The organism is Streptomyces sp. NPDC048277, from assembly GCF_040652235.1.
Classification (GTDB): Bacteria; Actinomycetota; Actinomycetes; order Streptomycetales; family Streptomycetaceae; genus Streptomyces.
In genome coordinates, this window is record NZ_JBEZLQ010000006.1 from 382,964 (window position 1) to 408,690 (window position 25,727).

25 protein-coding genes are annotated in these 25,727 nt (G+C 71.6%); 18 read left to right on the forward strand and 7 right to left on the reverse strand.

The annotated features are described in order from the left end of the window. The first annotated feature begins 311 nt into the window (after positions 1-311). The 4 genes from lanL (at position 312) to AB0D85_RS16900 (ending at position 5,293) form a co-directional block, all read left to right on the forward strand. Entirely contained in the window at positions 312-2,984 is a 2,673-nt protein-coding gene (gene lanL / locus AB0D85_RS16885) for a class IV lanthionine synthetase LanL (RefSeq protein ID WP_362320174.1), read from the forward strand. A gap of 46 nt (positions 2,985-3,030) precedes the next feature. Continuing rightward, a complete protein-coding gene (locus AB0D85_RS16890; RefSeq protein WP_165939227.1) occupies positions 3,031-3,186 on the forward strand; it encodes a VenA family class IV lanthipeptide in 156 nt (51 codons plus the stop codon). 107 nt (positions 3,187-3,293) lie between these two features. Continuing rightward, the gene (locus AB0D85_RS16895; RefSeq protein ID WP_362320177.1) at positions 3,294-4,406 is read left to right on the forward strand and encodes an ATP-binding cassette domain-containing protein; all 1,113 of its coding nucleotides are present in this window, start codon (positions 3,294-3,296) and stop codon (positions 4,404-4,406) included. Next, complete coding sequence (locus AB0D85_RS16900; protein ID WP_362320180.1) at positions 4,403-5,293, forward strand: ABC transporter permease; 891 nt, start codon at positions 4,403-4,405, stop codon at positions 5,291-5,293. The genes AB0D85_RS16895 and AB0D85_RS16900 overlap by 4 nt, the downstream gene beginning before the upstream one ends. Positions 5,294-5,354: 61 nt before the next feature. Here AB0D85_RS16900 and AB0D85_RS16905 read toward each other — a convergent pair whose 3' ends face one another. The 4 genes from AB0D85_RS16905 to AB0D85_RS16920 are packed head-to-tail and all read right to left on the reverse strand — an operon-like array spanning position 5,355 to position 8,468. Then, a complete protein-coding gene (locus AB0D85_RS16905) occupies positions 5,355-6,416 on the reverse strand; it encodes a dihydrodipicolinate reductase (protein ID WP_362320183.1) in 1,062 nt (353 codons plus the stop codon). After that, positions 6,413-6,940, reverse strand: coding sequence for a carboxymuconolactone decarboxylase family protein (locus AB0D85_RS16910; protein WP_362320186.1), 528 nt, complete (start codon positions 6,938-6,940; stop codon positions 6,413-6,415). Before AB0D85_RS16910 ends, AB0D85_RS16905 begins: the two co-directional genes overlap by 4 nt. Next, a complete protein-coding gene (locus tag AB0D85_RS16915) occupies positions 6,937-7,665 on the reverse strand; it encodes an SDR family NAD(P)-dependent oxidoreductase (protein WP_362320188.1) in 729 nt (242 codons plus the stop codon). The genes AB0D85_RS16910 and AB0D85_RS16915 overlap by 4 nt, the downstream gene beginning before the upstream one ends. Continuing rightward, the gene (locus tag AB0D85_RS16920) at positions 7,662-8,468 is read right to left on the reverse strand and encodes a TauD/TfdA family dioxygenase (protein WP_362320191.1); all 807 of its coding nucleotides are present in this window, start codon (positions 8,466-8,468) and stop codon (positions 7,662-7,664) included. Before AB0D85_RS16920 ends, AB0D85_RS16915 begins: the two co-directional genes overlap by 4 nt. Positions 8,469-8,612: 144 nt before the next feature. On the opposite strand from AB0D85_RS16920, the gene AB0D85_RS16925 reads away from it, so the two are divergent. The 11 genes from AB0D85_RS16925 (at position 8,613) to AB0D85_RS16975 (ending at position 19,678) form a co-directional block, all read left to right on the forward strand. Beyond that, positions 8,613-9,344, forward strand: a complete 732-nt coding sequence (locus AB0D85_RS16925; protein ID WP_362320194.1) for an SDR family oxidoreductase — start codon at positions 8,613-8,615, stop codon at positions 9,342-9,344. Then, positions 9,341-10,807, forward strand: coding sequence for an aldehyde dehydrogenase family protein (locus tag AB0D85_RS16930; protein ID WP_362320196.1), 1,467 nt, complete (start codon positions 9,341-9,343; stop codon positions 10,805-10,807). Before AB0D85_RS16925 ends, AB0D85_RS16930 begins: the two co-directional genes overlap by 4 nt. Then, positions 10,804-12,009, forward strand: coding sequence for a CoA transferase (locus tag AB0D85_RS16935; protein ID WP_362320199.1), 1,206 nt, complete (start codon positions 10,804-10,806; stop codon positions 12,007-12,009). Before AB0D85_RS16930 ends, AB0D85_RS16935 begins: the two co-directional genes overlap by 4 nt. Positions 12,010-12,062: 53 nt before the next feature. Then, positions 12,063-13,448, forward strand: coding sequence for an ABC transporter substrate-binding protein (locus AB0D85_RS16940; RefSeq protein WP_362320202.1), 1,386 nt, complete (start codon positions 12,063-12,065; stop codon positions 13,446-13,448). Positions 13,449-13,465: 17 nt separating this feature from the next. Then, complete coding sequence (locus tag AB0D85_RS16945; protein WP_089104827.1) at positions 13,466-13,657, forward strand: ferredoxin; 192 nt, start codon at positions 13,466-13,468, stop codon at positions 13,655-13,657. Positions 13,658-13,690: 33 nt separating this feature from the next. Next, the gene (locus AB0D85_RS16950; protein ID WP_362320206.1) at positions 13,691-15,049 is read left to right on the forward strand and encodes a cytochrome P450; all 1,359 of its coding nucleotides are present in this window, start codon (positions 13,691-13,693) and stop codon (positions 15,047-15,049) included. Further along, complete coding sequence (locus AB0D85_RS16955) at positions 15,046-16,722, forward strand: OB-fold domain-containing protein (RefSeq protein ID WP_362320209.1); 1,677 nt, start codon at positions 15,046-15,048, stop codon at positions 16,720-16,722. Before AB0D85_RS16950 ends, AB0D85_RS16955 begins: the two co-directional genes overlap by 4 nt. A gap of 16 nt (positions 16,723-16,738) precedes the next feature. Next, positions 16,739-17,668, forward strand: a complete 930-nt coding sequence (locus AB0D85_RS16960) for an alpha/beta fold hydrolase (RefSeq protein ID WP_362320211.1) — start codon at positions 16,739-16,741, stop codon at positions 17,666-17,668. Next, positions 17,661-18,161 (forward strand): DoxX family protein, encoded by a 501-nt coding sequence (locus AB0D85_RS16965; protein ID WP_362320213.1) that lies wholly within the window; start codon positions 17,661-17,663, stop codon positions 18,159-18,161. Before AB0D85_RS16960 ends, AB0D85_RS16965 begins: the two co-directional genes overlap by 8 nt. Positions 18,162-18,176: 15 nt before the next feature. Then, positions 18,177-18,992: an NAD(P)-dependent oxidoreductase gene (locus AB0D85_RS16970; RefSeq protein ID WP_362320215.1), complete on the forward strand. Its 816-nt coding sequence runs from the start codon at positions 18,177-18,179 to the stop codon at positions 18,990-18,992. A gap of 89 nt (positions 18,993-19,081) precedes the next feature. Next, the gene (locus AB0D85_RS16975; protein WP_362320218.1) at positions 19,082-19,678 is read left to right on the forward strand and encodes a TetR/AcrR family transcriptional regulator; all 597 of its coding nucleotides are present in this window, start codon (positions 19,082-19,084) and stop codon (positions 19,676-19,678) included. Here AB0D85_RS16975 and AB0D85_RS16980 read toward each other — a convergent pair. From AB0D85_RS16980 to AB0D85_RS16990, 3 genes are read right to left on the reverse strand one after another with little or no spacing between them, the layout of a single operon-like run. After that, positions 19,654-20,505: an NAD(P)-dependent oxidoreductase gene (locus tag AB0D85_RS16980; RefSeq protein ID WP_362320221.1), complete on the reverse strand. Its 852-nt coding sequence runs from the start codon at positions 20,503-20,505 to the stop codon at positions 19,654-19,656. The two genes, AB0D85_RS16975 and AB0D85_RS16980, sit on opposite strands and share 25 nt — an antisense overlap. Then, complete coding sequence (locus tag AB0D85_RS16985; RefSeq protein ID WP_362320223.1) at positions 20,502-20,873, reverse strand: carboxymuconolactone decarboxylase family protein; 372 nt, start codon at positions 20,871-20,873, stop codon at positions 20,502-20,504. Before AB0D85_RS16985 ends, AB0D85_RS16980 begins: the two co-directional genes overlap by 4 nt. A gap of 3 nt (positions 20,874-20,876) precedes the next feature. Continuing rightward, entirely contained in the window at positions 20,877-22,307 is a 1,431-nt protein-coding gene (locus AB0D85_RS16990) for an aldehyde dehydrogenase family protein (RefSeq protein ID WP_362320226.1), read from the reverse strand. 136 nt (positions 22,308-22,443) lie between these two features. On the opposite strand from AB0D85_RS16990, the gene AB0D85_RS16995 reads away from it, so the two are divergent. The 3 genes from AB0D85_RS16995 to AB0D85_RS17005 are packed head-to-tail and all read left to right on the forward strand — an operon-like array spanning position 22,444 to position 25,360. Further along, positions 22,444-23,727, forward strand: coding sequence for an SRPBCC family protein (locus AB0D85_RS16995; RefSeq protein WP_362320229.1), 1,284 nt, complete (start codon positions 22,444-22,446; stop codon positions 23,725-23,727). 38 nt (positions 23,728-23,765) lie between these two features. Continuing rightward, the gene (locus AB0D85_RS17000) at positions 23,766-24,095 is read left to right on the forward strand and encodes a hypothetical protein (protein WP_362320232.1); all 330 of its coding nucleotides are present in this window, start codon (positions 23,766-23,768) and stop codon (positions 24,093-24,095) included. Next, on the forward strand, positions 24,095-25,360 hold the full coding sequence (locus AB0D85_RS17005; protein WP_362320235.1) for an amidohydrolase family protein: 1,266 nt from the start codon (positions 24,095-24,097) through the stop codon (positions 25,358-25,360). Before AB0D85_RS17000 ends, AB0D85_RS17005 begins: the two co-directional genes overlap by 1 nt. The last annotated feature ends 367 nt before the right edge of the window (positions 25,361-25,727 follow it).

The following is a 25,727-nucleotide window of genomic DNA, read 5'->3' on the forward strand; positions in this document are numbered from 1 at the left end:
TGTGGTGGATTGGACGTGAGGGTTTGCTGTAGGGATCGGGGGAAGTAGTCCCGAATCCTTGTCGCCAGGCCTTTGTTCGCGACGAATCGACTCGGGCTGTTTGCATTTTCCGAGTACGGGCGGCCGCGTTGTCGAACGGGTGGAGTATTTCCGAATCGGTGGCGCCCGCGCGCCTCTATTCGCGCCGGACTGCGCCGTCAGCCGTCGTAACAACACCGTGCGCTCACTGAAAAGTGCGACTCGGTATTGTGCATTTCTTCCTACTGAAGGCATATTCCATTCAGCGGTTCTCGCCGTCGGGAGGGATATGCATGACGAGCAACGCAACCGAAGTCGACCTCGAAAGTCTGCTCGGTCGAGCGCTACAGGCCACCGGTACGGGTGAGCATTGGACGACCCACGCGGACGAGATGTGGTGCCGCCTCGTACGCCAGTCCGGTGTGCAACGCCGGCAGGGCTGGAAGCTGCACGTGTCCGCGACGGCCGCATCCGCACCGGAAGTCCTCCTGAAGGCCCTGGATGTGCTGCTGCGTGAGGAGTCGGCATTCAAGTTCGTCCGGTCGCTCGAACAGGTGAGCGCGCTCAACTCCCGTGCCACGCCCCGGGGAAGCTCCGGCAAGTTCATCACCGTGTACCCGACCTCCGACGGCGACGCGGCCCGAATAGCACTGCAGCTGCACAAGGCCACGGCGGGACTGGCCGGCCCCCGGATCCTGTCCGACCAGCCGTACGCCCCGCACAGTCTGGTGCACTACCGCTACGGCGCCTTCGCCGGCCGGCGGCGGCTGTCGGACCAGGGACTGCTGGTGTGGTACATCGAGGACCCCGACGGCAACCCCGTGGAGGACAAGCGCACCGGACAGTACTCTCCGCCCCCTTGGGCGGTCAGCCCCTTCCCCGCCGCGGTGCCGCAGCCGCCGCAACAGCAGAAGGCGGCGCGCAGGCCGGTGGTGCTCGGCGGCCGGTTCTCGGTACGGGAAGCGATCCGGCACACCAACAAGGGCGGCGTCTACCGGGGCACCGACATCACCACGGGCGCACCCGTGGTGATCAAGGAGACCCGTCCGCACGTCGAGGGCGACGCGTCCGGCTCCGACATCCGCGACTGGCTGCGGGCCGAGGCGAGGACGCTGGAGAAGCTCAAGGGCACGGGACTTGCTCCGGAGCCGCTCGCGATGTTCGAGACGGGCGGGCACCTGTTCCTCGCCCAGGAGGAAGTACCGGGCGTGCCCCTGCGCAACTGGGTCGCCGAGCGCTTCCGTGACGTCGGAAGCGAAAGCTACCGGGCGGACGCGCTCGCCCAGGTCGGACGCCTGGTGGAGCTGGTCGCGGCGGCGCACGCCCGCGGCTGTGTACTGAGGGACTTCACGCCCGGCAACGTCATGGTCCGCCCCGACGGAGAACTGCGCCTCATCGACCTGGAGCTCGCCGTCCTGGAGGACGACGTCCCGCTCCCGACCAAAGTGGGGACCCCCGGCTTCAGCGCCCCCGAGCGCCTGCTGGACGCTCCGGTCTCCCCGACGGCCGACTACTACAGCCTCGGTGCCACCGTGTGCTTCGTGCTCTGCGGGAAGGTACCGAACCTGCTGCCCGAGGAGCCGGACACCAGGCCCGTGGAGCAGCGGTTCGCCGAGTGGCTGACCGCCTGTGCCGGAACGTTGCACCTGCCGGACGGCCTGCCGGAGTTGATCCTCGGGCTGATGAAGGACGATCCCGGCGAGCGCTGGGACCTGGCCAGGGCGCGTGCGGCTCTCCGCGAGACGAACCCGGCGCGGCCGCGGCACCCCGCCGCCGGACCGGCCCGGACGGACGAGCCGGACGCCGTGACACAGGCCGCGGTCACCGGGATGGTGAACCACCTCGTCGATTCCATGACCCCGGCCGACGACCGGCGGCTGTGGCCCGTGTCCACCCTGGCCGGGGAGACCGACCCCTGCACCGTGCAGCAGGGCGCGGCAGGTGTACTGGCAGTCCTGACACGGTACTTCGAGCTCACCGGCGACCCGCGCCTGCCGGAACTGATCTCCAGCGCGGGCAACTGGATCGCCGCCCGTACCGACACCCGCTCCATCCGTCCGGGCCTGCACTTCGGCGGCCGCGGAATCGCGTGGGCACTGTACGACGCCGGACGTGCCGTCGACGACCGCGCGCTCACGGACCACGCCCTGGCCCTGGCAACGGCCCCGCTGGAGTCGACGCTCAGTCACGACATCACCCACGGCTCCGCGGGCAGCGGACTCGCCGCCGCCCACCTGTGGCACCGTACCGGTGACCCACGCCTGGCCGAACTGGTCGTCGACGCGGCCGACCGGCTGGCCGCCGCCGCACAGCCCGAGCCGTCCGGCGTGAGCTGGCCCGTCCCCGCGGAAGCCGTTTCCGAAGAGGCCGGCAAACGCTATCTGGGCTTCGCGCACGGAACGGCAGGCATCGGCTGCTTCCTCCTCACCGCCGCGGCCGTCTCCGGCCGGCCGGAACACATGGACCTGGCCATGGCGGCGGGAGAGCACCTGGTGGCCAACGCCGTGATGGTCGGCCAAGCCGCCCAGTGGCCGGCCCAGGCCACGGACGTGCCCACGGCACCGTACTGGTGCCACGGTTCGGCGGGCATCGGCTCCTTCCTGGTCCGGCTCTGGCAGCGGACCGGGGACAAACGATTCGGCGATCTTGCCCACGGCGCCACGCACGCCGTCGTGGAGCGCGCGTCCCGCGCCGCCGTCGCCCAGTGCCACGGGCTGGCGGGCAACGGTGACTTCCTCCTCGACATGGCCGACGCCACCGGGGATCCCGCCTACCGCGCGATGGCCGAGGACCATGCCCGCCTCATCGTCTCCGAACGCGCCCACCGCGACAGCCACGTCGTCTTCCCCAACGAGTACGGGGACGTCTCGACGAGCTGGAGCGACGGGTCCGCAGGAATCCTGGCGTTCCTCCTGAGGACCCGCCACACAGACTCCCGGCACTGGACTGTCCAGCAGCCGGGCTGAGCGACAGGAAATCCCCTGTCGTAACCGCTCACAGAAGGAGAATGTCATGGAGAACCAGGCGCTTGAGCTGCTGGCCGAGCTGCACGCCCTGCCGGAGACCGACCCGGTCGACTTCGACGGAGCGTCGTTCAGCGGTACGTGCGCGTGCGTCGGCCTGCTGACGCTGCTCAACACCGTCTGCGTGGGCATCAGCTGCGCCTAACCTAGATACTCCGGCCGGTGGCGCCCCCGGGCCGCCACCGGCCGGAGCCAGGCCCGGTGCGGCCGGCAGGCCTGCGGAAGACACCCCCCGTGGACGAGGACCCGACCATGCAGCCACATGCCGGTGACGACGCTCGCACCCGAGCAACCCCCCCGAACACCGCCCTCACGCACCCGGATGCCGCCCAGCTCGGCGCCCAGCCCGTGTACGCCATCAGCACACGCGGTCTGGTCAAGAGCTACCCGGGCCCGGACGGGACCACCACCCACGCCGTTCGCGGCCTGGACCTGGACGTGCTCCAAGGCGAGACCTTCGCCTTCCTCGGCCCCAACGGCGCGGGGAAGTCCACCACCCTCGCCCTGCTGTGCGCCCTGGCCCGCCCCACCGCCGGACAGGCCACCGTGGCGGGCGCCGACGTGCTCACCCGGCCGGACCAGGTACGGCGATCGGTCGGGATGCTCTTCCAGCACAGCGCCCTGGACCCGGACCTGACAGCCGAACAGAACCTGCACATCCACGCACGCCTCTACGGACTGCGCCGCCGCCACGCCCGCCTGCGCACCGCCGAGATGCTCGAAACGGTCGGACTGACCGACCGGCGGCGTTCCCCGGTACGCACCCTGTCCGGAGGCATGCGCCGCCGTCTGGAGCTCGCCCGTGGCCTGCTGCACGCACCCAAGGTGCTGTTCCTCGACGAGCCGACCACCGGACTCGACCCGCACGCCCGTGCCCAGATCTGGGAACACCTGCGCGCACTGCGCGACCAGCACGGCAGCACGCTCTTCGTCACCACCCACTACCTGGAGGAGGCGGAGAACTGCGACCGCCTCGGCATTCTCGACCACGGCCGACTCGTGGCCCAGGACACGCCCCTCGCCCTGAAGGCCGCGATCGGGGCGGACCGGGTGGTGCTGCGCACCAGCGACGACACGGAAGCACGACAGGTCGTGGGCCGGACCGTGCCGTCGGGCCTCACCGTCACCCTGGACCACGAGGGCGTGTCCCTGCGGGTGCCCGACGGCAGCGCCTGGATTCCGCGGCTGTGCGCGGCACTGGAAGCCCACGGCATCGCGGTGCGGGCCGCGTCCGCGACCCCGCCCACGCTCGACGACGTCTTCTTCCACCACACCGGCCGCAGCATCCACGCCCCCCGCTCCCACCGGACACCGGCCGCCCCGGTTCCGGACGGCACCACGGCAGTGGCCGAGGAGGCCCCATGACCGCACCCGCTCTCCCGGCCTCGGACGCCTCCGGTACCCCCGACGACCCGGGCGCCCCCGGCCGCGCCGGCCGTGAGCCGAGGCCCCCCGTGCGCCACGAACTGCGCGCGGTCCACGCCCTGGTCCACCGCGATCTGCTGCGCCTTGCGTCCCAGCCCGTCCACACCGCCCTGATGCTGATCCAGCCGGTGCTCTACCTCTTCGTCCTCGGGGGAGGTCTGGCCGCCCTGATCCCGAACTCCTCGCTGGGTGTCGGTTACCAGACCTACCTCTTCCCGGGCATGCTGATGATGACGGTCCAGGCGCCGGCCATCATCGTGGGAATCCGCCTGATCACCGACCGGCAGAGCGGCTACCTGCGCGAACTCCTGATGGCCCCGGTCAGCCGGCCCACCCTGCTGCTCGGCAGCTGCGCCGGCGGCACCATCGTCTCCACGGTCCAGGGCGCCGTCCTCCTCGGCCTGGCAGGGGCCGTCGGCCTGCCGTACGACCCGCTCCTCCTGGTGCTGCTCCTCGCCGGCATGATCCTGGCCTCCTTCACCGTCACGGCCCTGTCCCTGCTGCTGGCCGTGAGCCTCAACCGGCCCGAGGTCTTCCAGATGCTGCTCGGTCTGGTGATGATGCCGCTGCTGTTCCTCTCCGGCGGCTTCTTCCCGCTGGAGAACCTGCCGGGCTGGGCCCATGCGCTGGCCGCCGTGAATCCGCTCGCCTACGGAGTGGACCTGCTCCGCCGCGGCATCGCGCTACGGGTACCGGACCAGGCGACCACCGTGGGCATCGAGTGGTCCGGGTGGCAGCCTCCCCTGCTCCTGGAAGGCGCCCTCCTGCTGGCCGCCGGAGTCATGGCCCTGCTCTGGGCCGCCCGCCGCTTCGGCCGCCCCGAATGACACCCGGGACACCCGCAAGAGCCGAGTGGGAGGGGGCTGTGACCCCCTCCCGTGCCCGGCCTCAGCCGAGATCCGCGGTGAACAGGGGGAGGTCCACGGTCGTGCGGATGCCGGGGGCCGCCGCGCACACGGCGGGGACGGCGTTGACCGCCCGGTGCGCGGTGTAGCCGGGTGACACGGCGGCCAGCCGCTCCAGCGGCACCGGGAACCGCATGTCGATGTCCAGCGGGGTGTCGCCGTCGACCGTCAGATGCCAGCCGGTGGGACGCAGGTCCCAGTCCGTGTCCAGCTCCGTGGTGCAGTACCAGGTCGCGTTGAACTCCAGCAGCGTACGGCCGTCGTGGCGACCGGACAGCGTGATCCGCTGCGCGGCCACCGTCCCCGCACGCAGGACACCGGCGGCGATGGCGGTCGTACGCGCGGCGGTGGCGACCCGGCCCCGGGCCTCGACGGATTCGAGGGGCAGGCCCAGGGCGTCGGCGACCAGTCGCAGGGACGGCCCGAAACCCGACCGGACGTGCGCCAGGCGGCCTTCGTCGAACGTGCCGTCCGGTGCCCCGCCGAAGCCCATCACGTCGAACAGCAGCCCCGGCGAGTCCCGCCGGGACAGATCGGCGTACTCATGGATCGTCAGCTTCTCCAGCCGCCGCTGCACGGAGGCCAGGACGAGCGGTACCGCCTCGGTGATGAAGCCCGGGCTGCTCCCCGTGGCGTACAGCGACGTGCCGCCCCGCCCGCAGGCCGCCTCGACCCTGCTCCTGAGGGCGGGATCCAGGCCGGCCGGGTGGTGGAAACCGCCCGCCGTGGTCACCACGTTCGTGCCGGAGGCCAGCAGGGCGCACAGCTCGTCGTGGTCGGTCGCCCGGGGCATGTACAGCACGCAGTCGGCGCGCAGCCGGAGTATCTCGTCGGGGTCGGTGGTGGTGACGACGCCCGTCGGGCCGGTCCCGCAGAGTTCGCCGGCGTCGCGCCCGGCCTTGTCCGCACCGGTGACGTACACACCGGCCAGCGTCATGCGCGGATGGTCGAGTACGGCGCGGAGCGAGCGTGTACCGATGTTTCCCGTGGCCCACTGAACGACCCGAAGGGGCCGGCCGGGGTGCGGGGGACGCTGTGTGCTCACCCTTCCGCGTCCATCCCTCCGTCGTCCATGTCCGCATCGGGCTCGACGCCGAAGGTGTTGTAGGCCATGGCCTGCATGCGGTACGCGCCGACGGTGAACACGAACTCCATCAGCTGCCGCTCGTCCAGTTCCTTCGCCAGTTCCGCGTACAGCCCGTCGGAGAGCGACGAGGTGGTGTCGAGCTCGTCCACCGCCCTGTTCACCAGGGTGTCCGCGCCCCGCCGCACCTCTTCCACCTCCTCGTCCGTGACACCGGCCTCCCGGGCCATCAGGACGTGATGCGCCCACTCGTACCGGCAGCGGTTGCGCCAGGCGACCCGCAGGACCGTCAGCTCGCGCAGTCTGTCCGGCAGCGTGCCGCGGTAGACCAGTTGGGTGCTGAACGTCAGGAACGCCTTGGCCAGGCGCGGATGGTTCAGCAGCAGGCCGAGGGCGTTGGACGGGGGGATGGTGCGGCCGCCCGTGAGCGGCCGCAGGACCTCGGCGTCCCATTCCTCGTACGGTATCGGCGCCAGCCTCGTCACGTGTTGCGGCCCCCGTTCACACCGATGATCTGGCCGGTGATGTAACCGGCCTCCTCGCTCACCAGGAAGGAGCAGGTCGCCGCGATGTCCTCGGGCCGGCCCACCCGGCGCACGGGGGTGCGCGCGATGTGCTCCTCGATGGTGCCGCCCAGGCGCTGCAGGCGCTCGGCGCTGCGCAGCATCGGGGTGTCGACGAAGCCCGGCGGGATCGCGTTGACGGTGATGCCGCGCGGTCCCAGCTCCAGCGCGAGGGACTTGGTCAGTCCGTTCACCGCGGACTTGGCGGCGACGTAGTGGGCCATGAAGGGCTGGCCGGAGTGGGTGCTGGAGGAGGAGATGTTCACGATCCGGCCCCAGCGGCCCTGCCACATGTCCGGCAGCGCCGACTGGACGCAGTGGAAGACGCCGTTGAGATTGATGTCCACGACCCGCTGCCAGTCCGCGAACGACAGGTCGCCGAAGCGCGTGAAGCCGTCCTTGCCGGCCGCGTTGACCAGCACGGAGACGGGCCCCAGGCGCTCGCGCACCGCGTCCATCGCCTTGTCGACCTGGCCGCGGTCGGTGACGTCGACGGTGAGCGCATAGCCCTCCGGGGCGGGCACGAGGTCCAGTACGGCGACCTTCATCCCGTCGGCGGCGAGCCGGCGGGCGACCGCCAGGCCGATGCCGGAGGCGCCGCCCGTGACGACCGCCGTCCGGGCCGGGACGGCTGCGGCCCCGGTCATGCGAAGGCCTCGTCACCGACGACGGTGGTCCGGTGCAGCAGCCGCTCGGAGCTCTCGTCGTACGGCAGCGCCCGGTGCAGGATCCCGGTGTTGTCCCACACGACCAGGTCGCCGACCTCCCAGTCGTGGGTGTAGCGGAACCGTTCCTGGGTGGTCCAGTCGAGCAGGTCGTCGAGCAGGGCGCGGCTCTCCTCGGCGTCCATGCCGACGACGTGGTCGGCGGTGGCACCGGCGACGAGGGAGCGGCGGCCGTCCCGGCGCCGCCACACCAGGGACATCTCGTGGGCGGGCTGGGTGCGCCAGCCGGCCAGCTCCTCCGGGGTGGGGTCCGGGGTCACCAGCCGCTGCGCGGCCTCGAAGGTGTGCACCACCCGCAGACTCTCGTACCGTTCGCGTTCCTTGACCGGCAGGTTCTCGTACGCGGCGTAGGTGCTGGCGAAGTCGGTGCCGCCGCCGACCGTGGCCACGTGCCGGGCGGTGAGCGTGGTCGCCTTGACCGGCACGTCGTCGCTGGTGCCGTCGAGGTGCCAGAAGAAGGCGCCCTTGAGGTACTTGGCGCTCGAACTCCTGGCCGGGTTGATCGAGATGGGGAAGATCTCCTGGCCGCGCAGCGCGACCACCTCGCCGAGCCTGCGGCTGAACGCCAGCTGCTGCTCGTCGTCGAGGTGCAGCCCGCGCACGACCAGCACGCCCCGCCATTTGAGCGCCTCGACGCAGCGGTGCACGAAGGTGTCGTCGAGCGGGTCCGTGACGCCCGTGAACTCCACGCCGAGCGACGGGCTCACGGCCTTCGAGTCGATCATGGAAACTCCCCTTTCGTTTGTGAGAACCTTATTCTCCAAGTGGTTGGGGCGGGAAGTGCAAGAGCATCAGATTCTCGTGTGCGAGTGCTTGATTCGCCGAAAATGAGAATGTAGTTTCCAGCCCAACCGAGCAAGGAGGCTGGGATGCGGTTGCAGAACAAGGTGGTGATCGTCACCGGGGCCGGCCAGGGCATCGGTGAGGGATACGCCCGGGCACTGGCCGCCGAGGGCGCGCGGGTCGTGGTGGCGGAGCTCAACGAGGAGCAGGGCAAGCGCGTCGCCAAGGACATCGGCGACGCGCTCTTCGTCGGGGTCGACGTCGCCGACCCCACCTCCGCCGAACACCTCGCCGCCACCGTGATGGCCGAGTACGGAAGGATCGACCACCTCGTCAACAACGCGGCGATCTTCCACGGGATGCGGCGCGAGGGCATCGTCACCGTCGACTACGACTACCTGGACCGGTTCCTCAAGGTGAACCTGCTCGGCGCGCTGCACGTCACCCGCGCCGTGCTGCCCCACCTGAAGGAGGGCGCGGCGATCGTCAACCAGTCCTCCACCGCCGCCTGGCAGGCCACCGGCTTCTACGGACTCGCCAAGGCAGGCGTCAACCACCTCACCATCTCGCTGGCCGCCGAACTCGGCCCGCGCGGCATCCGGGTCAACGCCATCGCGCCCGGGCCGACGGACACCGAGGCGGCCCGCAGCATCATCCCGGAGGCACACCGCACGGCGATGGTGCAGTCCTTCCCCCTCAAGCGCATGGGGACCCCCGCGGACCAGGCGGGCGCGCTGGTGTTCCTGCTCTCCGAGGACGCGGCGTGGGTCACCGGCCAGGTGCTCGCCGTGGACGGCGGATCGCTGGTGCGGCTGTGAGCGCGCCCGCGAGCAGGTCCCAGCTGATCGACGGCAAGCTCCTCACCGCCGACACCACGTTCCCCACCCACAACCCCGCCACCGGCGAACTCCTCGGCCACGCCCCCGACGGCACCACGGCCAACGCCGAAGCGGCCGTCGCCGCCGCCCGCCGCGCGTTCGACACCACCGGCTGGTCCACGGACCGCGACCTGCGGGTGCGCTGCCTGCGCGGGCTCCACCGGGCGCTCGACGAGCACCGCGAGGAACTGCGCGAGCTGACCATCGCCGAGGTCGGCGCCCCCCGCCAGCTCACCCACGGACCGCAGCTCGACGACCCCATCGGCATCGTGAAGTACTACGCCGACCTGCTGGAGTCCTACGAGTTCACCGAGGACCTCGGCGAGATCGAGTCGCGCGGCCAGCGCCACCACCGCTGGGTGGAGAAGGAGGCGGCCGGCGTCGTCGCCGCGATCCTGCCGTACAACTACCCCAACCAGCTCGCCCTCGCCAAGATCGCCCCCGCCCTCGCCGCGGGCTGCACGGTCGTCCTCAAGGGCGCCCCGCAGACCCCGCTCACCACCCTCGCGCTCGGTGAACTCATCGCCGAGCACACCGATCTGCCTCCTGGCGTGATCAACGTGCTCAGCTCCGCCCGCCCCGAGGTCGGCGAGCTGCTCACCACCCATCCCGACGTCGACGTGGTCACCTTCACCGGCGCCACCACCACCGGCCGCCGGATCATGGCCGCCGCCGCGGACTCCGTGAAGCGGGTCTTCCTCGAACTCGGCGGCAAGTCCGCGATGATCGTCCTGGAGGACGCCGACTTCGTGAAGGCCGGCATGTTCGCCGCTTTCACCATCTGCTCCCACTCCGGGCAGGGCTGCGCCCTCACCTCCCGGCTGCTCGTACCGCGCGAACACCAGGACCAGATCGTGCAGTTGGTGGCGGCGGGCATGGCACGCGTCACCGTCGGCGACCCGGCCGACCCCAAGACCACCATGGGCCCGCTGATCAGCGAACAGCAGCGCGACAAGGTCGACGGCATGGTGCGGCGGGCCGTGGCGGCGGGCGCGACCCTCGTCCGGGGCGGCAACCGGATCGAACCGGGCTACTTCTACGAACCCACCCTCCTGGCCGACGTCGACCCGGACAGTGAGATCGCCCAGGAGGAGGTCTTCGGACCCGTCCTCGCGGTGATCCCCTTCGACGACGAGGAGGACGCGGTCCGGATCGCCAACAACTCCCGCTACGGCCTGTCCGGCGCCGTGCACAGCGCCGACGAGGAGCGCGCGATCCGCGTCGCCCGCCGCATCCGAACCGGAACCTTCTCCATCAACGGCGGCAACTACTTCGGCGCCGACGTGCCCTTCGGCGGCTACAAGCAGTCCGGCGTCGGCCGCGAGAGCGGGCGTTCCGGATTCGAGGAGTTCCTGGAGGAGAAGTCCTTCGCCCGGGTCGTCGTACCCCTGGAGCGGGCATGAGGCCACTGGAGGGCATCCGGGTCCTCGAAGTCGCGATGTACGGCTTCGTGCCCTCGGCCGGAGCCGTGCTCGCCGACTGGGGCGCGGACGTCGTCAAGGTCGAGCACGCCGTCAACGGCGACCCGCAGCGCGGACTGCGCCAGACCGGCACCTTCAGGGTCGAGGGCGACCCCAACCCCAACGTCGCCCACGCCAACCGCGGCAAGCGGTCCATCGGCCTCGACGTCGCCCGGCCCGAGGGCCGCGAGGTGCTGTACGAACTGGCCAAGGACGCCGACGTGTTCCTCACCAGCTTCATGCCCGCCTCCCGCGCCCGCCTCGGCATCGACGTCGACGACATCCGCGCCGTCAACCCCCGGGTCGTGTACGCCCGGGGCAGCGCCCTCGGCCCCCGCGGCCCCGAGGCGGACAAGGGCGGCTACGACATGACCGCCTTCTGGGCCCGCGCCGGCACCGCCGCCAGCATCACCCCGCCCGGCACCGAGGGCCTCATCAGCCCGCCCGGACCCGCCTACGGCGACACCATCTCCGGCACCAACCTGGCCGGCGGCATCGCGGCCGCCCTGCTGCGCCGCGAGCGCACCGGCGAGGCCGCGGTGGTGGACGTCTCCCTGTTCGGCAGCGGCCTGTGGGCCATGGGCCACGCCATCGGGCTCTCCCTGCACCTGGAGCGCGCCTGGGAAGGCGTACGGCCCAGCGCCCACGGCTCGCCCCACAACCCGCTCTCCGGCCTCTACCGGACCGCCGACGACCGCTACATCTCCTTCGTCATGCTCCAGCCGGTCAGGTTCTGGCCGAGCGTCTGCCGGTGCCTGGGCCGGCCGGACCTCGCCGAGGACCCCCGGTTCGCGACCGGCGAGGCCATCGTCGAGCACACGGAGGAGGCGGTGAAGATCCTCCGGGAGATCATCGCGAGCGGCACCCTCGCCGAGTGGTCCGAGCGGTTCGCCGCCCTGGACGGGCCCTGGGCCCCCGTCCAGGACACCCTCCAGGCCGCCGCCGACACCCAGGCCCGCGCCAACGGCTACCTCGGACAGGCCGGTGACCTCGAACTCGTCGCCAGCCCCGTCCAGTTCGACGTCGAGGACACCCGCCTCGGCCCCGCACCGGAGTTCGCCGCGCAGACCGAGGAGATCCTCGCCGAGCTCGGCTACGACTGGGACCGCATCCTCGCCCTGAAGGCGAGCGGCGCGGTCACCTGAATCCCGCTGTTCCTCGCCCGGACGACGGCGTCCGGGCTTTCCGGGGAGGCATCTTGCGCAGGCTGCTCATCGGCTCGGTCACCGTTCTCACGGTGCTGCTGGCCGGCTGCTCCACCAGATCGGACAACGCCGGTTCCGGCGCGGCGGGAGGCGGGAACTCCGCCAGTGCGTCGGCCCGGCCCAGTGCCGATTTCGGCACCCTCAAGGACGTGTGCGGTTCCGGCACCGTCAAGTCCTCGTCGGACCAGGGCGTCACCGACAAGAGCATCCAGGTCGGTGTGATGACCGACATCGGCTACACCAAGAACTCCGAGTTCCCCGATGCCGCGAAGGTGTTCACCTCCTGGTGCAACGACGCCGGCGGCATCAACGGCCGCAAGATCGTCGCCGTCACCCGCGACAGCAGGCTCATGCAGGTCCGGCAGGCGGTCCTGGCGGCCTGCAAGTCCGACTTCGCGCTGGTGGGCGGCGGCTCCGCGCTGGACGCCCTCGGCGTGCAGGACCGCCTGAAGTGCCTGCTGCCCGCCTTTCCCGCCCAGTCCAGCCAGATCGGTGCCATCGGCTCCGACCTCCAGGTCCTCTCCGGCGGCGCGGCCCCCGGCTACTTCCAGTACGCCGGCTACTACACCTGGCTGCTGAAGGAGAAGTATCCCGACTCCGCGCAGAAGGTCGGCATCATCTCCGGCGACGCCCCCGTGACCAAGGTGATGTCCGCGCAGTTCGAGGAGTCCGTCGCCGGCCTCGGCGGGAAGGTCTCCTACAACGACCTCTACCCGGCGGCCGGCGTCTCCGACTGGACCCCGTACGCCCAGTCCATCAAGAACAAGGGAGTCAAGGGCCTCGTCTTCCTCGGGGACTTCGCGAGCCTCGCCAAGCTGGAGCAGGCGCTCACCGACATCGGCTACAAGCCCGACTGGATCGACGCCAACAGCAACGCCTACGGCCCCGCCTTCCTGCAACTCGCCGGACCCGCCCTGGCCGCCCAGCACAACTACGCCGAACTCTTCGCCACCGCACCGCTGGAGAGCGCCGCCGACAACCCGGCCACCCAGCAGGTGATCGACCTGTTCAAGAAGTACGCGCCGGGCAAGCAGGTCACCTATCCGGTGCTGCGCGCCTTCTCCGCCTGGCTCCTGTTCGCCACCGCCGCCAAGGACTGCGCCGAACTCACCCGGAAGTGCGTGTACGACAACGCGGTGAAGCAGACCGCGTGGACCGGCGGCGGCCTCCAGGCCCCGGCCGATCTGAGCAGGCAGGACGTCCCCTCTAAGTGCTACACGATCGTCGAGGCGACCGCGAAGGGCTGGCAGCTCGCCGACTTCAAGCCGACCACCGGCGGCGTCTACCGCTGCGACGCCCCCACCTACAAGTACAAGGCCGACTACGGCAAGCCGGCCACCCTCGCGAGCGTCGGCAAGTCGATGGCCGACCTGAAGTGAAAGCAGAGGTGGGACACGTGAAGGTACGCGTCGACCCGGAGCGCTGCCAGGGCCACACCTTGTGCGCCATGCGGGCGCCGAAGGTCTTCGAACTGAGCGAGATCGACGGGCATTCCTCACCGGTCACCGAGGACGTCCCCGCCGACCAGGAGGACGCCGTGGTCGAGGCCGTCCGCTCCTGCCCCGAACGCGCCATCAGCGTGTTCTGAGCCGCACCCGGCGGACCGAGAGGAAGCCACGCCATGACCGCACAGGACGACGAGGCCCGCAAAGAGCCGCGGGTCCACTTCGACCGGCACGCCCCCGAGTACCGGCAGCGCTTCGAGGAACAGACCCGGGAGTTCCACACCGGCTGCCCGCTGGCCTGGACCGACACCTACGGCGGTCACTGGGTGGCCGCCGGCAACCGCGAACTGCTCGCCTTCGCCCGGGCCGGCGAGAAGCTCTCCAACGACCACGACGTGCACGGCGAGCGCCGCGGCTACCACGGCATCAACATCCCCGCCCCGGCCCGCGGCAGGGGCATCCGCGGCGGCTTCCTGGAGATGGACCCGCCCGAGCAGCGCGCCTACCGCAACGCCCTCAACCCCTATCTCTCCCCGGCGGCGATCAAGCGCTGGATCCCCTTCATCGACGAGGTGACCCGCGCCTGCCTCGACGAACGGATCGAGAGCGGCCGTATCGACTTCGTCGACGACCTCGCCAACATCGTCCCCGCCGTCTTCACCCTCGCCATGATGGGCATCCCGCTGAAGAAGTGGGAGCTGTACAACGAACCCGCCCACGCCGGCGTCTACACCCCGCCCACCTCCCCGGAGATGGCCCGGGTGGTGCAGGCCCACATGGCGATGATCAAGGACATCGCCGCCACCCTCCAGGAGGTTCGCGCGACCCCGCGCCCCGGTCTCGCCGATGCCCTCGCCCGGATGGAGATCGACGGCAGGACCCCGGCGGAGGAGGACCTGGTCGGCGCTCTCGCCCTGCTCATCGGCGGCGGCTTCGACACCACGACCGCGCTGACCGCGCACGCCCTGGAGTGGCTCTCCGAGCACCCCGAGGAACGCGGGCGCCTCAGCCGCGAGCGCGACACCCTCCTCGACACGGCCACCGAGGAATTCCTGCGCTACTACACACCGGCGCCCGGGGACGGCCGTACGGTCGCCGAGGACTGCGAGATCTCGGGCAAGCAGTTCAAGGAGGGCGACCGGCTCTGGCTGTCCTGGGCGATGGCCAACCGGGACCCGGCGGTCTTCGCCGACCCCGACCGCGTCGACCTCGCCCGCGGCGGCAACCGCCACACCGCCTTCGGACTGGGCATCCACCGCTGCATCGGCTCCAACGTGGCCCGTGCGGTCTTCAAGCGGATGCTGCTCCACGTCCTCGACCGCGTCCCGGACTTCGTCTGCGATCCCGAGGGCACGGTGCACTACGAGACCATCGGCGTCATCCAGGGCATGCGCCGGCTCCCGGCGACCTTCACCCCCGGCCGTAGGCTCGGCCCCGGCCTCGCGGAGACCCTGGAGACCCTCCAACGGGCTTGCGAGGAGCAGGGGCTGGCCGAACCGGTGACGGTCCGCAAGGCGGAGGCGAAGCTCCGTTGAGCACGCCCGACGAGAAGACCGGAGCCGCCCGCCCCCGGCCCGTGACCGCCCCGGAGACCGAGTTCTTCTGGACGTCCGGCCGCGACGGACGGCTCCGCTTCCGCTCGTGCGGCTCCTGCTCGTCCCTGATCCACCCGCCGCAGCCGGTCTGCCGGTACTGCCGGGGGCGGGCCGGCGACCTCCGCGAGGTGACGGGCTTCGCCACGCTCATCGGCTTCACGGTCAACCACCGCTTCCCCTTCGCCGGTCTGACCACCCCCTTCGTCGTCGCCCAGGTGGCGATCGAGGAGGACCCACGAGTACGGCTGACCACCAACCTCGTCGGCTGCGCACCGGAGGAACTGCGGCTCGGCATGCGCATGGAGGTCGTGTTCGAGCAGGCCGACGACGTCTGGCTGCCGCTGTTCCGGCCGTGCGCCGAACAGCCTCCGCCCGCAGCACTGCCCACCGACGAACCCGCGCCGGAACGCATACGGCAACACGTCCGTACGGCACCCGTCTCCCGCCGGTTCGAGGAGCGGTCGGTCATCAGCGGCGCCGGCGCCTCCCGGATCGGCCGCCGCCTCATGGTCCCGCCCCTCGAACTCACCGTGGAGGCCTGCGAGAAGGCCGTCGCCGACGCCGGACTCGCCTTCGACGACATCGACGGCCTCTCCACCTACCCCGGTGGCGGCGCCTTCGGCGGCTTCGCCGAGGGCGGGATCACCGCGCTGGAGTCGGCGCTCGGCATCCGCCCCGTCTGGCACAACGGCGCGGGGGAGACCTTCGGCCCCGGCGGCTCGCTGATCGCCGCGATGCTGGCGGTCGCGGGCGGCCTGGCCCGGCATGTGCTGTGCTTCCGCACGGTCTGGGAGTCGACGTACGCCGAACTGCTCAAGCAGGGCAGGATCCGCACGGCCCGACCGGCAGGCCCGGAGGGCTGGTTCAAGCCGTTCGGTGCCGTCTCCCCGGCGATGATGCTGGCGATGAACGCCCAGCGGCACATGCACCGCTACGGCTCCACCCGCGAGACCCTCGGCTGGATCGCCCTCAACCAGCGCGCGAACGCGGCCCGCCACCCGGACGCGATCTACCGCGACCCGCTCACCATGGACGACTACCTCTCCGCGCGCACCGTCACCACCCCCTTCGGCCTGTACGACTGCGACGTCCCCTGCGACGCCGCGACGGCCGTCGTGGTCTCCGCCGCCGAGACGGCCCCCGACCTGCCGAAGCCCCCGGTCCGCTTCGAGGCCGTCGGCACCCAGATCCTCGAACGCCCGGAATGGGACCAGTCCACCCTCACCCACGAACCCCAGGTGCTCGGCCAGGCCGCCCACCTGTGGACCCGCACGGACCTGCGCCCCGCCGACGTGGACGTGGCCCTCCTCTACGACGGCTTCACCTTCAACTGCCTGTCCTGGATCGAGGCGCTCGGCTTCTGCGGCATCGGCGAGGCCCGCGACTTCCTGGACGGCGGCAAGAACATCGCCCCCGACGGCGTGCTGCCCCTCAACCCGAACGGCGGCCAGCTCTCCCACGGCCGCACCCACGGCATGGGCCTGCTGCACGAGGCGGTGCTCCAGCTGCGCGGCGAGGCCGACGCCCGCCAAGTGGCCGGTGCGCGCACCGCGGTGGTCTCCAGCGGCGGGCTCACCCCCAGCGGCGTACTCCTGCTCAGGACGGACGGATGACATCCAGGACGGTCGTATGACCTCGCTCGAACCCGAACTCGCCCACACGGTACGGCGGCTGGTGGCCGACGTGCACGGAGTGCCCGCCTCCGGGCTGCTCGCCGAGGTGCCCCGCCCGCAGGCCGTGATCGTGGCCCTGCACGGCGGCGCGACCAACTCCGCCTACTTCGACCATCCCGGCCACCCCCGGCTCTCCCTGCTGCGCACCGCGGCCGCCGCGGGCTTCACCGTCCTGGCCCTGGACCGCCCCGGCTACGGCAGTTCGGCCGGGCACGAGGAGCTGATGGGCACGCCCGAGCAGCGCACCGACTTCGCCTACGAGGCCATGTCCGCGCTGCTCGACGGCCGCGAGCGAGGCCTCGGCGTGTTCCTCTGGGCGCACTCGGCCGGCTGTGAACTCGCCGTCCGCATGGCCGGCGACCCCCGCGGCTCGGATCTGCTCGGCGTGGAACTCGCCGGCATGGGCCGTGTCCACCACCCCCGTTCGGTACTGGCGATGGAGGAGTGGCGGCGCGATCCGACCCGCACCCGGCCCAACCTCCGCCGCGCGCTGTGGGATCCGCCGCACGCCTACCCACCTGATGTGTACGGCGGCCGGACCATCGGCTCCGCCTCGCCCGCCTACGAGGGCCACCGGGAGAACTGGCAGGAGGAGTTCGCCCGGCTCTCGGGGCAGGTGCCGGTGCCCGTCCACATCACCCTCGCCGAACACGAGCAGGTGTGGGCCAACGGCCCCGAGGGGCTGGCGGACCTCGCCTCCATGTTCACCGGGTCGACCCGCGTCGTCCTGCACGAGCAGCCGGGCGCCGGCCACAACACCAGCGTCGGCCGCACCGCCCTCGCCTACCATCTGCACGTCCTCGCCTTCGTGGAGGAGTGCGCGCTGGGTGTCCAGGCGCTGCCCGCGGAAAGGCGACACGCAGAAGGGCGGCACCGGGATGGGTGAGGCCACCGACACCGCACTGCTGGCCGTACGCCTGGTGCTGGGCGCGGTCATGGCGGCGCACGGCTGGAACCACTGGCGCGGCCCGGGCGGGATCCAGGGGACCGCGGGCTGGTTCGGCGGCCTCGGCCTGACCCGGCCCCGGCTGCAGGCCTGGCTGAGCGTGCTCACCGAACTCGGGGCGGGCGCCCTGCTCGCCCTGGGCCTGCTCACCCCACTCGCCTGCGCGGCCGTACTGTCGGTGATGCTGGTCGCCGGAGTGCTCGCCCACCGGCCGCACGGCTTCTTCGTGTTCAAGGAGGGCTACGAGTACGTCCTCGTCCTCGGCGTGCTCGCGGTCGCGCTCGGCGCCTGGGGACCGGGCAGGTACGCGCTGGACACGGCGGCGGACATCACGGTGACCGGATGGACGGGCGCCGGTGTCGTGCTCGCGGTGGGCGTGGTGGCGACCGCGGGCCTACTGGCGGTGTTCTGGCGCCCGCCGAAGACGACCTGAGGTGAGGAGGGCCCCGTGCGCGTGGGCTTCATCGGACTGGGCAGCCAGGGCGCTCCCATGGCCCGGCGGATCGCCGGGGCGGGACACGAGACGACCCTGTGGGCCCGCAGGCCCGCCACGCTCGTCCCGTTCGCGGACAGCGGTGCCAGGACGGCCGGCTCGCCCGCCGAACTGGCCGCCGCGAGCGACCTGGTCTGTCTGTGCGTCGTCGACGACGCCGACGTCGAGCAGGTGGTCACCGGCCCGGACGGGGTCCTCGCCGGACTGCGCCGGGGCGGGGTGATCGCCGTCCACTCCACCGTGCATCCCGGCACCTGCCGCCGGCTGGAGGCGCTGGCCCGGACGAGCGGTGCCTCCCTCCTGGACGCGCCGGTCAGCGGGGGCGGCCGGGCCGCCCAGCAGGGCACGCTGCTCGTCATGGCGGGCGGTGACCCGCAGGTCTTCGCCTACTGCCGACCGGTGTTCGAGACCTACGGCGACCCCGTCGTCCATCTCGGCCCGACCGGCTCCGGTCAGCTCGCCAAGATCCTCAACAATGCGCTGTTCACCGCCCAGTTGGGGCTCGCCGCCGACGCGCTCGGCATGGGCGCCGCCCTCGGCCTGGACCGTGCCGCGCTCACCCGGGTGCTGCCTCGCGGCACTGCGGCGAGCTTCGCCCTGGAGCGGGTCGCCGACGCGGGCGGCACCCTCGACCGTATCGCCGCCCACGCGGGCGGACTGCTGGCCAAGGACGTCCGCCTGTTCGCCGACCTCGCGGACACGGCCGGCGCCGGCGATGCGGAAACGCTCCGGGAGGCCGCGCTGGCGGCCCTGGCCGCGATGGGGGAATGACAGGAATCCGGTACGCCCTCTCGCCCTGCCGAGTCGCGCCTGCATAGTGTGGGCGGGCACCTCTCCAACGGCGGAAGGGGCCCCACGTGGTGTCCGCGAGGCGTCAGCAGATCCTGGAAGCGGCCCTGGAGGTCTTCGCCGAACGCGGGTTCAAGGGCACCTCGATCGACTCGGTGGCCGAGCGCGCCGGACTCACCCGGCAGGGTGTGCTGCACTACTTCCCCAGCAAGAAGCGGCTGCTCCTGGACCTCCTGGACTTCCGTGAACAGCGCGCCCGGGAGCACCTCTTCGCGGGGCGCCGGGTCGGGGAGGACTGGGCCGGCGACTTCGCCGAGACCGTGGCGTTCGAGCTGCGCCACCCCTCGCTCGCCACCGTGCAGACCGTGGTCCTCGCCGAGGCCGTGACCGGCCAGGAACCCGCCTGCGGCTACGTCCGTGAACGCAGCCGGTCCCTCCAGGAGCACCTCACCACGCGTCTCGTCGAGCGGTACGGGGAACGGCTGCCCAGCGGACTGGACCCGCGGACCGCCGCGGCCGCCGTCCTCGCCCTCATCGAAGGCGTCCACCAGCTGTGGCTCGTGGACCAGGACGCCGAACGCTACCCGGGGATCGTGCGGGAGGCGCTGTCCGTGCTGCTCGGCACCGACAGCGCCCTGGATCCTCAACTTCCGCTGACGAACGGGTAGATACGGGTGAAGTCGACGTCCGGCTCGGCCGCCGAGAACGCCTCCCACACCGCTTCCGTCACGGCGGCGAGCGCCGCGGGTCCGTCCGTCTCGTCCACCTCGCGCAGATACAGCCGTACGTCCTTGGCCATCAGCGAGTTGCTGAACCCCGAGGCGTAGCGGCCGGTCAGCACCTCCTGCGGGAACTTGTCGAGGGTGGCCCCGCTGCGGCCGCTGGACGCGTTGAGCACCTCCAGCAGCACGTCCATGTCCAGTCCGGCGGCCCGTGCGAAGGCGACGGCCTCGCTGGCCGCCGCCAGCGCGGTCGCGGACAGGAAGTTGTTGGCGAGCTTCAGCGCCTGCGCCTGCCCGGGACGGTCGCCGACCCGGCGCCTGCGGTCGCTCAGGCCCGCGAGCACCGGCTCGACGTGCGCGCAGTCCTCGTCGGAGCCCGCGTACATGACCATCAGGGTGCGCTTCCGCGCCCCCGCCACCCCGCCCGACACGGGCGCGTCCACGTACGACAGCCCGGTGCTCGCCAGATGACGGGCGGCCGCCACCCCCACCGTGGAGGTGTCCACGACGTGGGTGACCCGCCGGCCCCGCGCGGCGAGGAGGTCGCCCACGACGTTCCCGCACACCGTGCCGTCCGGCAGGCTGAGCACCACCGTGCCGACGGCCCGTGCGACCTCCGCCGGGTTCGGCGCCCAGCGGGCACCGGCGGGGGTGCGGGCCGGACCGGCGGCGTCGTACGCCACCACCTCGAAGCCGTCGCGCACCAGGTTCGCCGCCAGCGCCCCGCCCATGTTGCCCAGCCCGATGAAGCCCACCGTCCCGTGCCCGCTCACACCGCCTCCCGGGCGGCACGCACCTCGCGCACGATCGCCGAGGCCTCGGTCCCGGCCGGTGCGCCGCAGTAGGCGGTCAGCTGGAAGAGGAGTTCGTCGATCTCGGCGTCGGTGACTCCGGCGCGCGGGGCCGCCTCCAGATGGATCCGGAAGGCGCCCATACGGCCCGTCGAGGCCGTCATCGCCAGGACCAGCAGACTGCGGTCGCGCCGGCTCAGCGGCCCGCCGCGGGCCCAGACGCCCCAGGCCGTCGCCGTGACGAAGTCCTGGTACCCGGGCGGCAGGGTGTCCCCGGCCGCCGTGCCGTCGTCGCCGATCACCTCACGGCGGACCGCCCGTGCGGCCCGCTGCCATCCGTCGTCGTACATCCGTCATCCCCTCCGTGGTCGGTCCAGGCTTGCGCTGACGGTCTTGAGCTGCGCGTACTCGTGCAGTGCCGCCAGCCCCTTCTCCCGGCCGTAGCCGCTGTGCCGGTAGCCGCCGAACGGTGTCTCGATGGTGAGCGGTCCGCCGTTCACGGCCACCTGGCCCGCCTCGATCCGCTCGGCCAGCCGCAGCCCGCGCGCCAGGTCCCCGGTCCACACCGCCGCCACCAGCCCGTAGTCCGTGCCGTTGGCCAGGGCCAGCGCCTCCGTCTCGTCCCGGAAGGGCAGCGTGACCAGGACCGGTCCGAAGACCTCCTCGCGGGCGATGCGCGCCTGCGGGTCCACCCGGGCGTACACGGTGGGCCGGATGTACAGCCCGCGCGCCTCGGGTCCCCGCGGGTAGGGACCGCCGCCGGTCGAGGGCGGCACCGGTGCGTCGGCGAGGAAGTCCAGCACCCTGCCGTACTGGGCCTCGGTGATCAGCGGGCCGAAGTCCACGCCGGGCCGCAGCTTCTCCACGGCCGTGACCACCCGGTCCACCACATCGTCGTGCACGGACTCCTCGACCAGCAGCCGCGCGGTGGCCGAGCACACCTGTCCGGAGTTCGCCGCGACCGCGGTCACCGCGGCGGCCACCGCCCGGTCTAGATCAGCGTCGGCGAACACCACCAGCGGCGACTTGCCGCCAAGTTCCAGCGTGAGCGGGACCAGCCGGCCGCCCGCCACGCCCGCGAGGTACCGGCCCGTGGCCACCGACCCGGTGAAGGCCAGGCGCCGTACGTCCGGGTGCGCGGCCAGGGCCTCGCCCGCGTCCGGTCCGGTCCCGGTGACCACGTTCAGCACCCCGTCGGGGAGTCCGGCGCGGGTGGCCAGCCGGGCCAGGTGCAGGGTCGAGGCCGAGGTGAACTCCGACGGCTTGGCGACGACCGCGTTGCCCATCGCCAGAGCGGGGGCGAGGGCCCGGCAGGCCTGGTTGAGGGGCAGGTTCCAGGGGGTGATCACGCCGACCACCCCGTACGGCTCGTGGCGCGTGTACGTGTGGACGCCCGCGCCCTGCTCGATGACCTGCCCCTGCCCGGCGGCCCGTACGACCCCCGCGTAGTAGCGGAAGTAGGCCGCCGACATGTCCGCCTCCAGGCGCAGCTGCGCGGGGACCTTTCCGGTGCACTCCCGTTCCAGCCGCATCAGGGTGTCCGCGTCGGCCTCGATCGCGTCGGCGATCCGGTGCAGGACCGCCCCGCGCCCGGCGGGGGAGAGGCTCGCCCAGTCGTGTCGCGCCCGGTCCGCCGCGCGGACGGCGCGCTCGACGTCGGCCGGGCCGCCCGCCGCTATCCGGTCGCCGGGCAGCCGGGTGACCGGGTCGAGGGTCGGCAGCCAGGTGCCGTTGTGCGGTGGCTCGGGGCGGCCGTCGATCCAGTGGTCGTGGCGTGTCGTCAAGGGCGTCCTCCACTCGTGAGAAGCGCGTTGCCGAGGACACGACCATAGGTTCCATATGCAGAATACGGAAACGCTATTCTCCAAATCAGAGACGATTGTTATCGTGGGGGTGTCAACCGACCGGAGGTTCCCACTCATGGCGCACTTCCCGAAGCCCGCCGAGGGCAGCTGGACCGAGCACTTCAAGATCGGTACGGAACCGGTCTCCTACGCGGACTCGATCTCACCGGAGTTCTACGAACTGGAGCGGGACGCCATCTTCCGGCGGACCTGGCTGAACGTCGGACGGGTCGAACAACTGCCCCGCAAGGGCAGCTACTTCACCAAGGAACTGGACGCGGCCCGCGCCTCCGTCGTCGTCGTGCGCGGCACGGACGGCGAGGTACGCGCCTTCCACAACGTCTGCCGCCACCGCGGCAACAAACTGGTGTGGGACGACTACCCGCGCGAGGAGACCAAGGGCACCTGCCGTGCCTTCACCTGCAAGTACCACGCCTGGCGCTACGACCTGGAGGGCAAACTCGCCTTCGTCCAGCAGGAGTCGGAGTTCTTCGGCGTCGACAAGTCGAAGTACGGACTGCTGCCCGTGCAGACCGAGATCTGGGAGGGGTTCGTCTTCGTCAACCTCGACCCCGACAACACCACCCCGCTGCGGGACTACCTGGGCAAGTTCGCCCAGGGCATGGACGGCTACCCCTTCCACAAGCTCACCCAGGTGCACAAGTACCGTGCCGAGATCGGCAGCAACTGGAAGCTGTTCATCGACGCGTTCGCCGAGTTCTACCACGCGCCGATCCTGCACTCGGGCCAGTACGTGGCCGATGAGGCAGCCAAGATCAAGAAGTACGGCTACGAGGCGCTGTCGTACGACATCGACGGCCCGCACAGCATGGTCTCCTCCTGGGGCGGCATCGCACCGCCGAAGGAGCGGGCGATGGTCAAGCCCGTCGAACGGGCCCTGCGCAGCGGCCTGTTCGGAGCCTGGGAGGCCCCCGACATCGGCCTGACCACCGAGCAGCTGCCGCCGGCGATCAACCCCACGCGCAGCAAGCTCTGGGGCATGGACTCGTTCGTCTTCTTCCCCAACTTCATGCTGCTGGTCTGGCGCCCGAACTGGGTGCTGACCTACCACTACTGGCCGACGTCCTACAACACCCACATCTTCGAGGGCACCTGCTACTTCGTCCCGCCCGAGAACGCCTTCCAGCGGCTCCAGCAGGAACTCGCGGTGGTGTCGTTCAAGGAGTACGGCCTGCAGGACGGCAACACCCTGGAGGCCACCCAGACCATGCTGGAGTCGCGCACCGTGGACGAGTTCCCGCTGTGCGACCAGGAGGTCCTGCTGCGCCATCTGCACGCCACCGCGCGGCAGTTCGTGCGCGCGTACGAGCAGCCGGTGACGCCGGCCCCCGCGTCCTGAGACGCCCGACGAGTCGAGCAGAGAGGGAGAGTGCAGACATGACCACGGTCTTTCCCGACGGGTTCCACGAGCTGGAGCCGTTCGCGGACTGGGCGCTCCAAGGGGAGCGCGCCCGCTACGCCAAGCGCGTCGCCAGCACCATGGAGGAGTTGCAGGCCTTCTACGACGTGGCGTTTCCACTGCTCCAGAAAGGCACCGCGTACCTGGAGCAGGTCGGTATGGAGGGGATCGGCGAACAGGACAAGCACCTGCTGTGGGCGTTCTGCTCGCTGATCACCGTCGCCTTCCCGGTGGAGGCCTGGGGCCAGCCGCGGGTGCCGGACAGCGGGCCCGCCAGCATCGACGCCGTCGTCGAACCCGCCGTGTGATGGCCGGACGGGAGACGACACCACGGCCGCCCGTGCTGGTGCGGGCGGCCCGGCTGCTCGATGTCGACAAGGGCGAACTGGTCGAGCCGGGTGAGGTGCTGGTGTCCGGCGAGCACATCGCCGAGGTCCAGCCGGGCGGCCGGCTGCCCGAGGGCACCGTAGTCCACGACCTCGGGGACGTGACCCTGCTGCCGGGCCTGATGGACATGGAGGTCAACCTCTTCCTCGGCGGCCCCGACCACCGCAGCCCGCTGATCCCGGTCCAGGAGGACCCGGCGCTGCGCACCCTGCGCGCGGTCGCCAACGCCCGCCGCACCCTGCACCGCGGGTACACGACCGTACGCAACCTCGGTCTCTTCGTGCAGACCGGGGGCGTCCTCCTGGACGTCGCGCTGAAGAAGGCGATCGACCTGGGGTGGGTGGACGGACCCCGAGTGGTCCCCGCCGGGCACGCGATCGCGCCGACCGGCGGGCACCTCGACCCGACCATGTTCCAGGCGTTCGCGCCCGGGGTGCTGCCCCTGACCGTCGAGGAGGGCATCGCCAACGGCGTGGCGGAGGTGCGCAAGGCGGTCCGGTACCAGATCAAGTACGGGGCGAAGGTCATCAAGGTCTGCGCCTCGAACGGTGTCATGTCACACACCGGCCCGGCGGGCGCGCAGCAGTACTCGGACGAGGAACTGCGCGCCATCGTCGACGAGGCACACCGGGCGGGCGTACGGGTCGCCGCCCACTGCATGGGGGACTCGGCGATCCGGGCAGCCGTCGAGGCCGGCATCGACTGCATCGAGCACGGCTTCCTCGCGAGCGACGCCACCCTCGACCTGATGGTGGAGCGCGGCACGTTCCTGGTCGCCACCACGTCGCTCACCGAGGGCATGAACACCGAGCACGCGGACCCGGAGCTGCGGGCGAAGGCCGCCGAGGTCTTCCCGCGCGCCCGGGAGTCCACCGCGCGGGCGATCCGGCGCGGTGTCAAGGTCGCCCTCGGCACCGACGCACCCGCCATCCCGCACGGCAGGGGCTCGCTGGAGCTGCTCGCCCTCGTGGACCGGGGCATGCGCCCGCTCCAGGCCCTGCGGGCCGCGACCACGGTCGCCGCCGAGCTGATCGGCGCCGACGACCGGGGCCGGCTGCGGCCGGGCCTGCTCGCCGACGTCATCGCCGTCCCCGGCGACCCGCTGGCCGATCTGTCCGTCACGGGGCGGGTGTGCTTCGTGATGAAGGGGGGCCGGGTGTACCGCGACGACACACAGGGAGCCTGACGGCAGTACGAGGGCCACGACCGCCGGTCGGTACCGCGCCACAGAGGGGGCGGCACGGCACCGACCGGCGGTCTTCTCACGGACGGCCGTGCCGGCCACGGGGTGCCGCGGGCGGCTTGTTGCGGATGGCTGTGTCGTCCGGGGGCCGGGAGTGGCGGGTCGCGGACAGCCGTGTCGCCCGGGGGCCAGAGGGTGGCGTGTCGCGGATGCCCGTCTCGTCCGAGGTGCCGACGGGTGGCGTCTCGCGGATGGCCGTCTCGTCCGGGGGTGCGGGTGGTTTGTTGCGGATGGTCGTGCTCGTCTGTGGGGTGCTGGCGGTGGCTTGTCGCGGTCGGCCGTCTCGTCCCCAACGCGTCGGCGGAGCGGA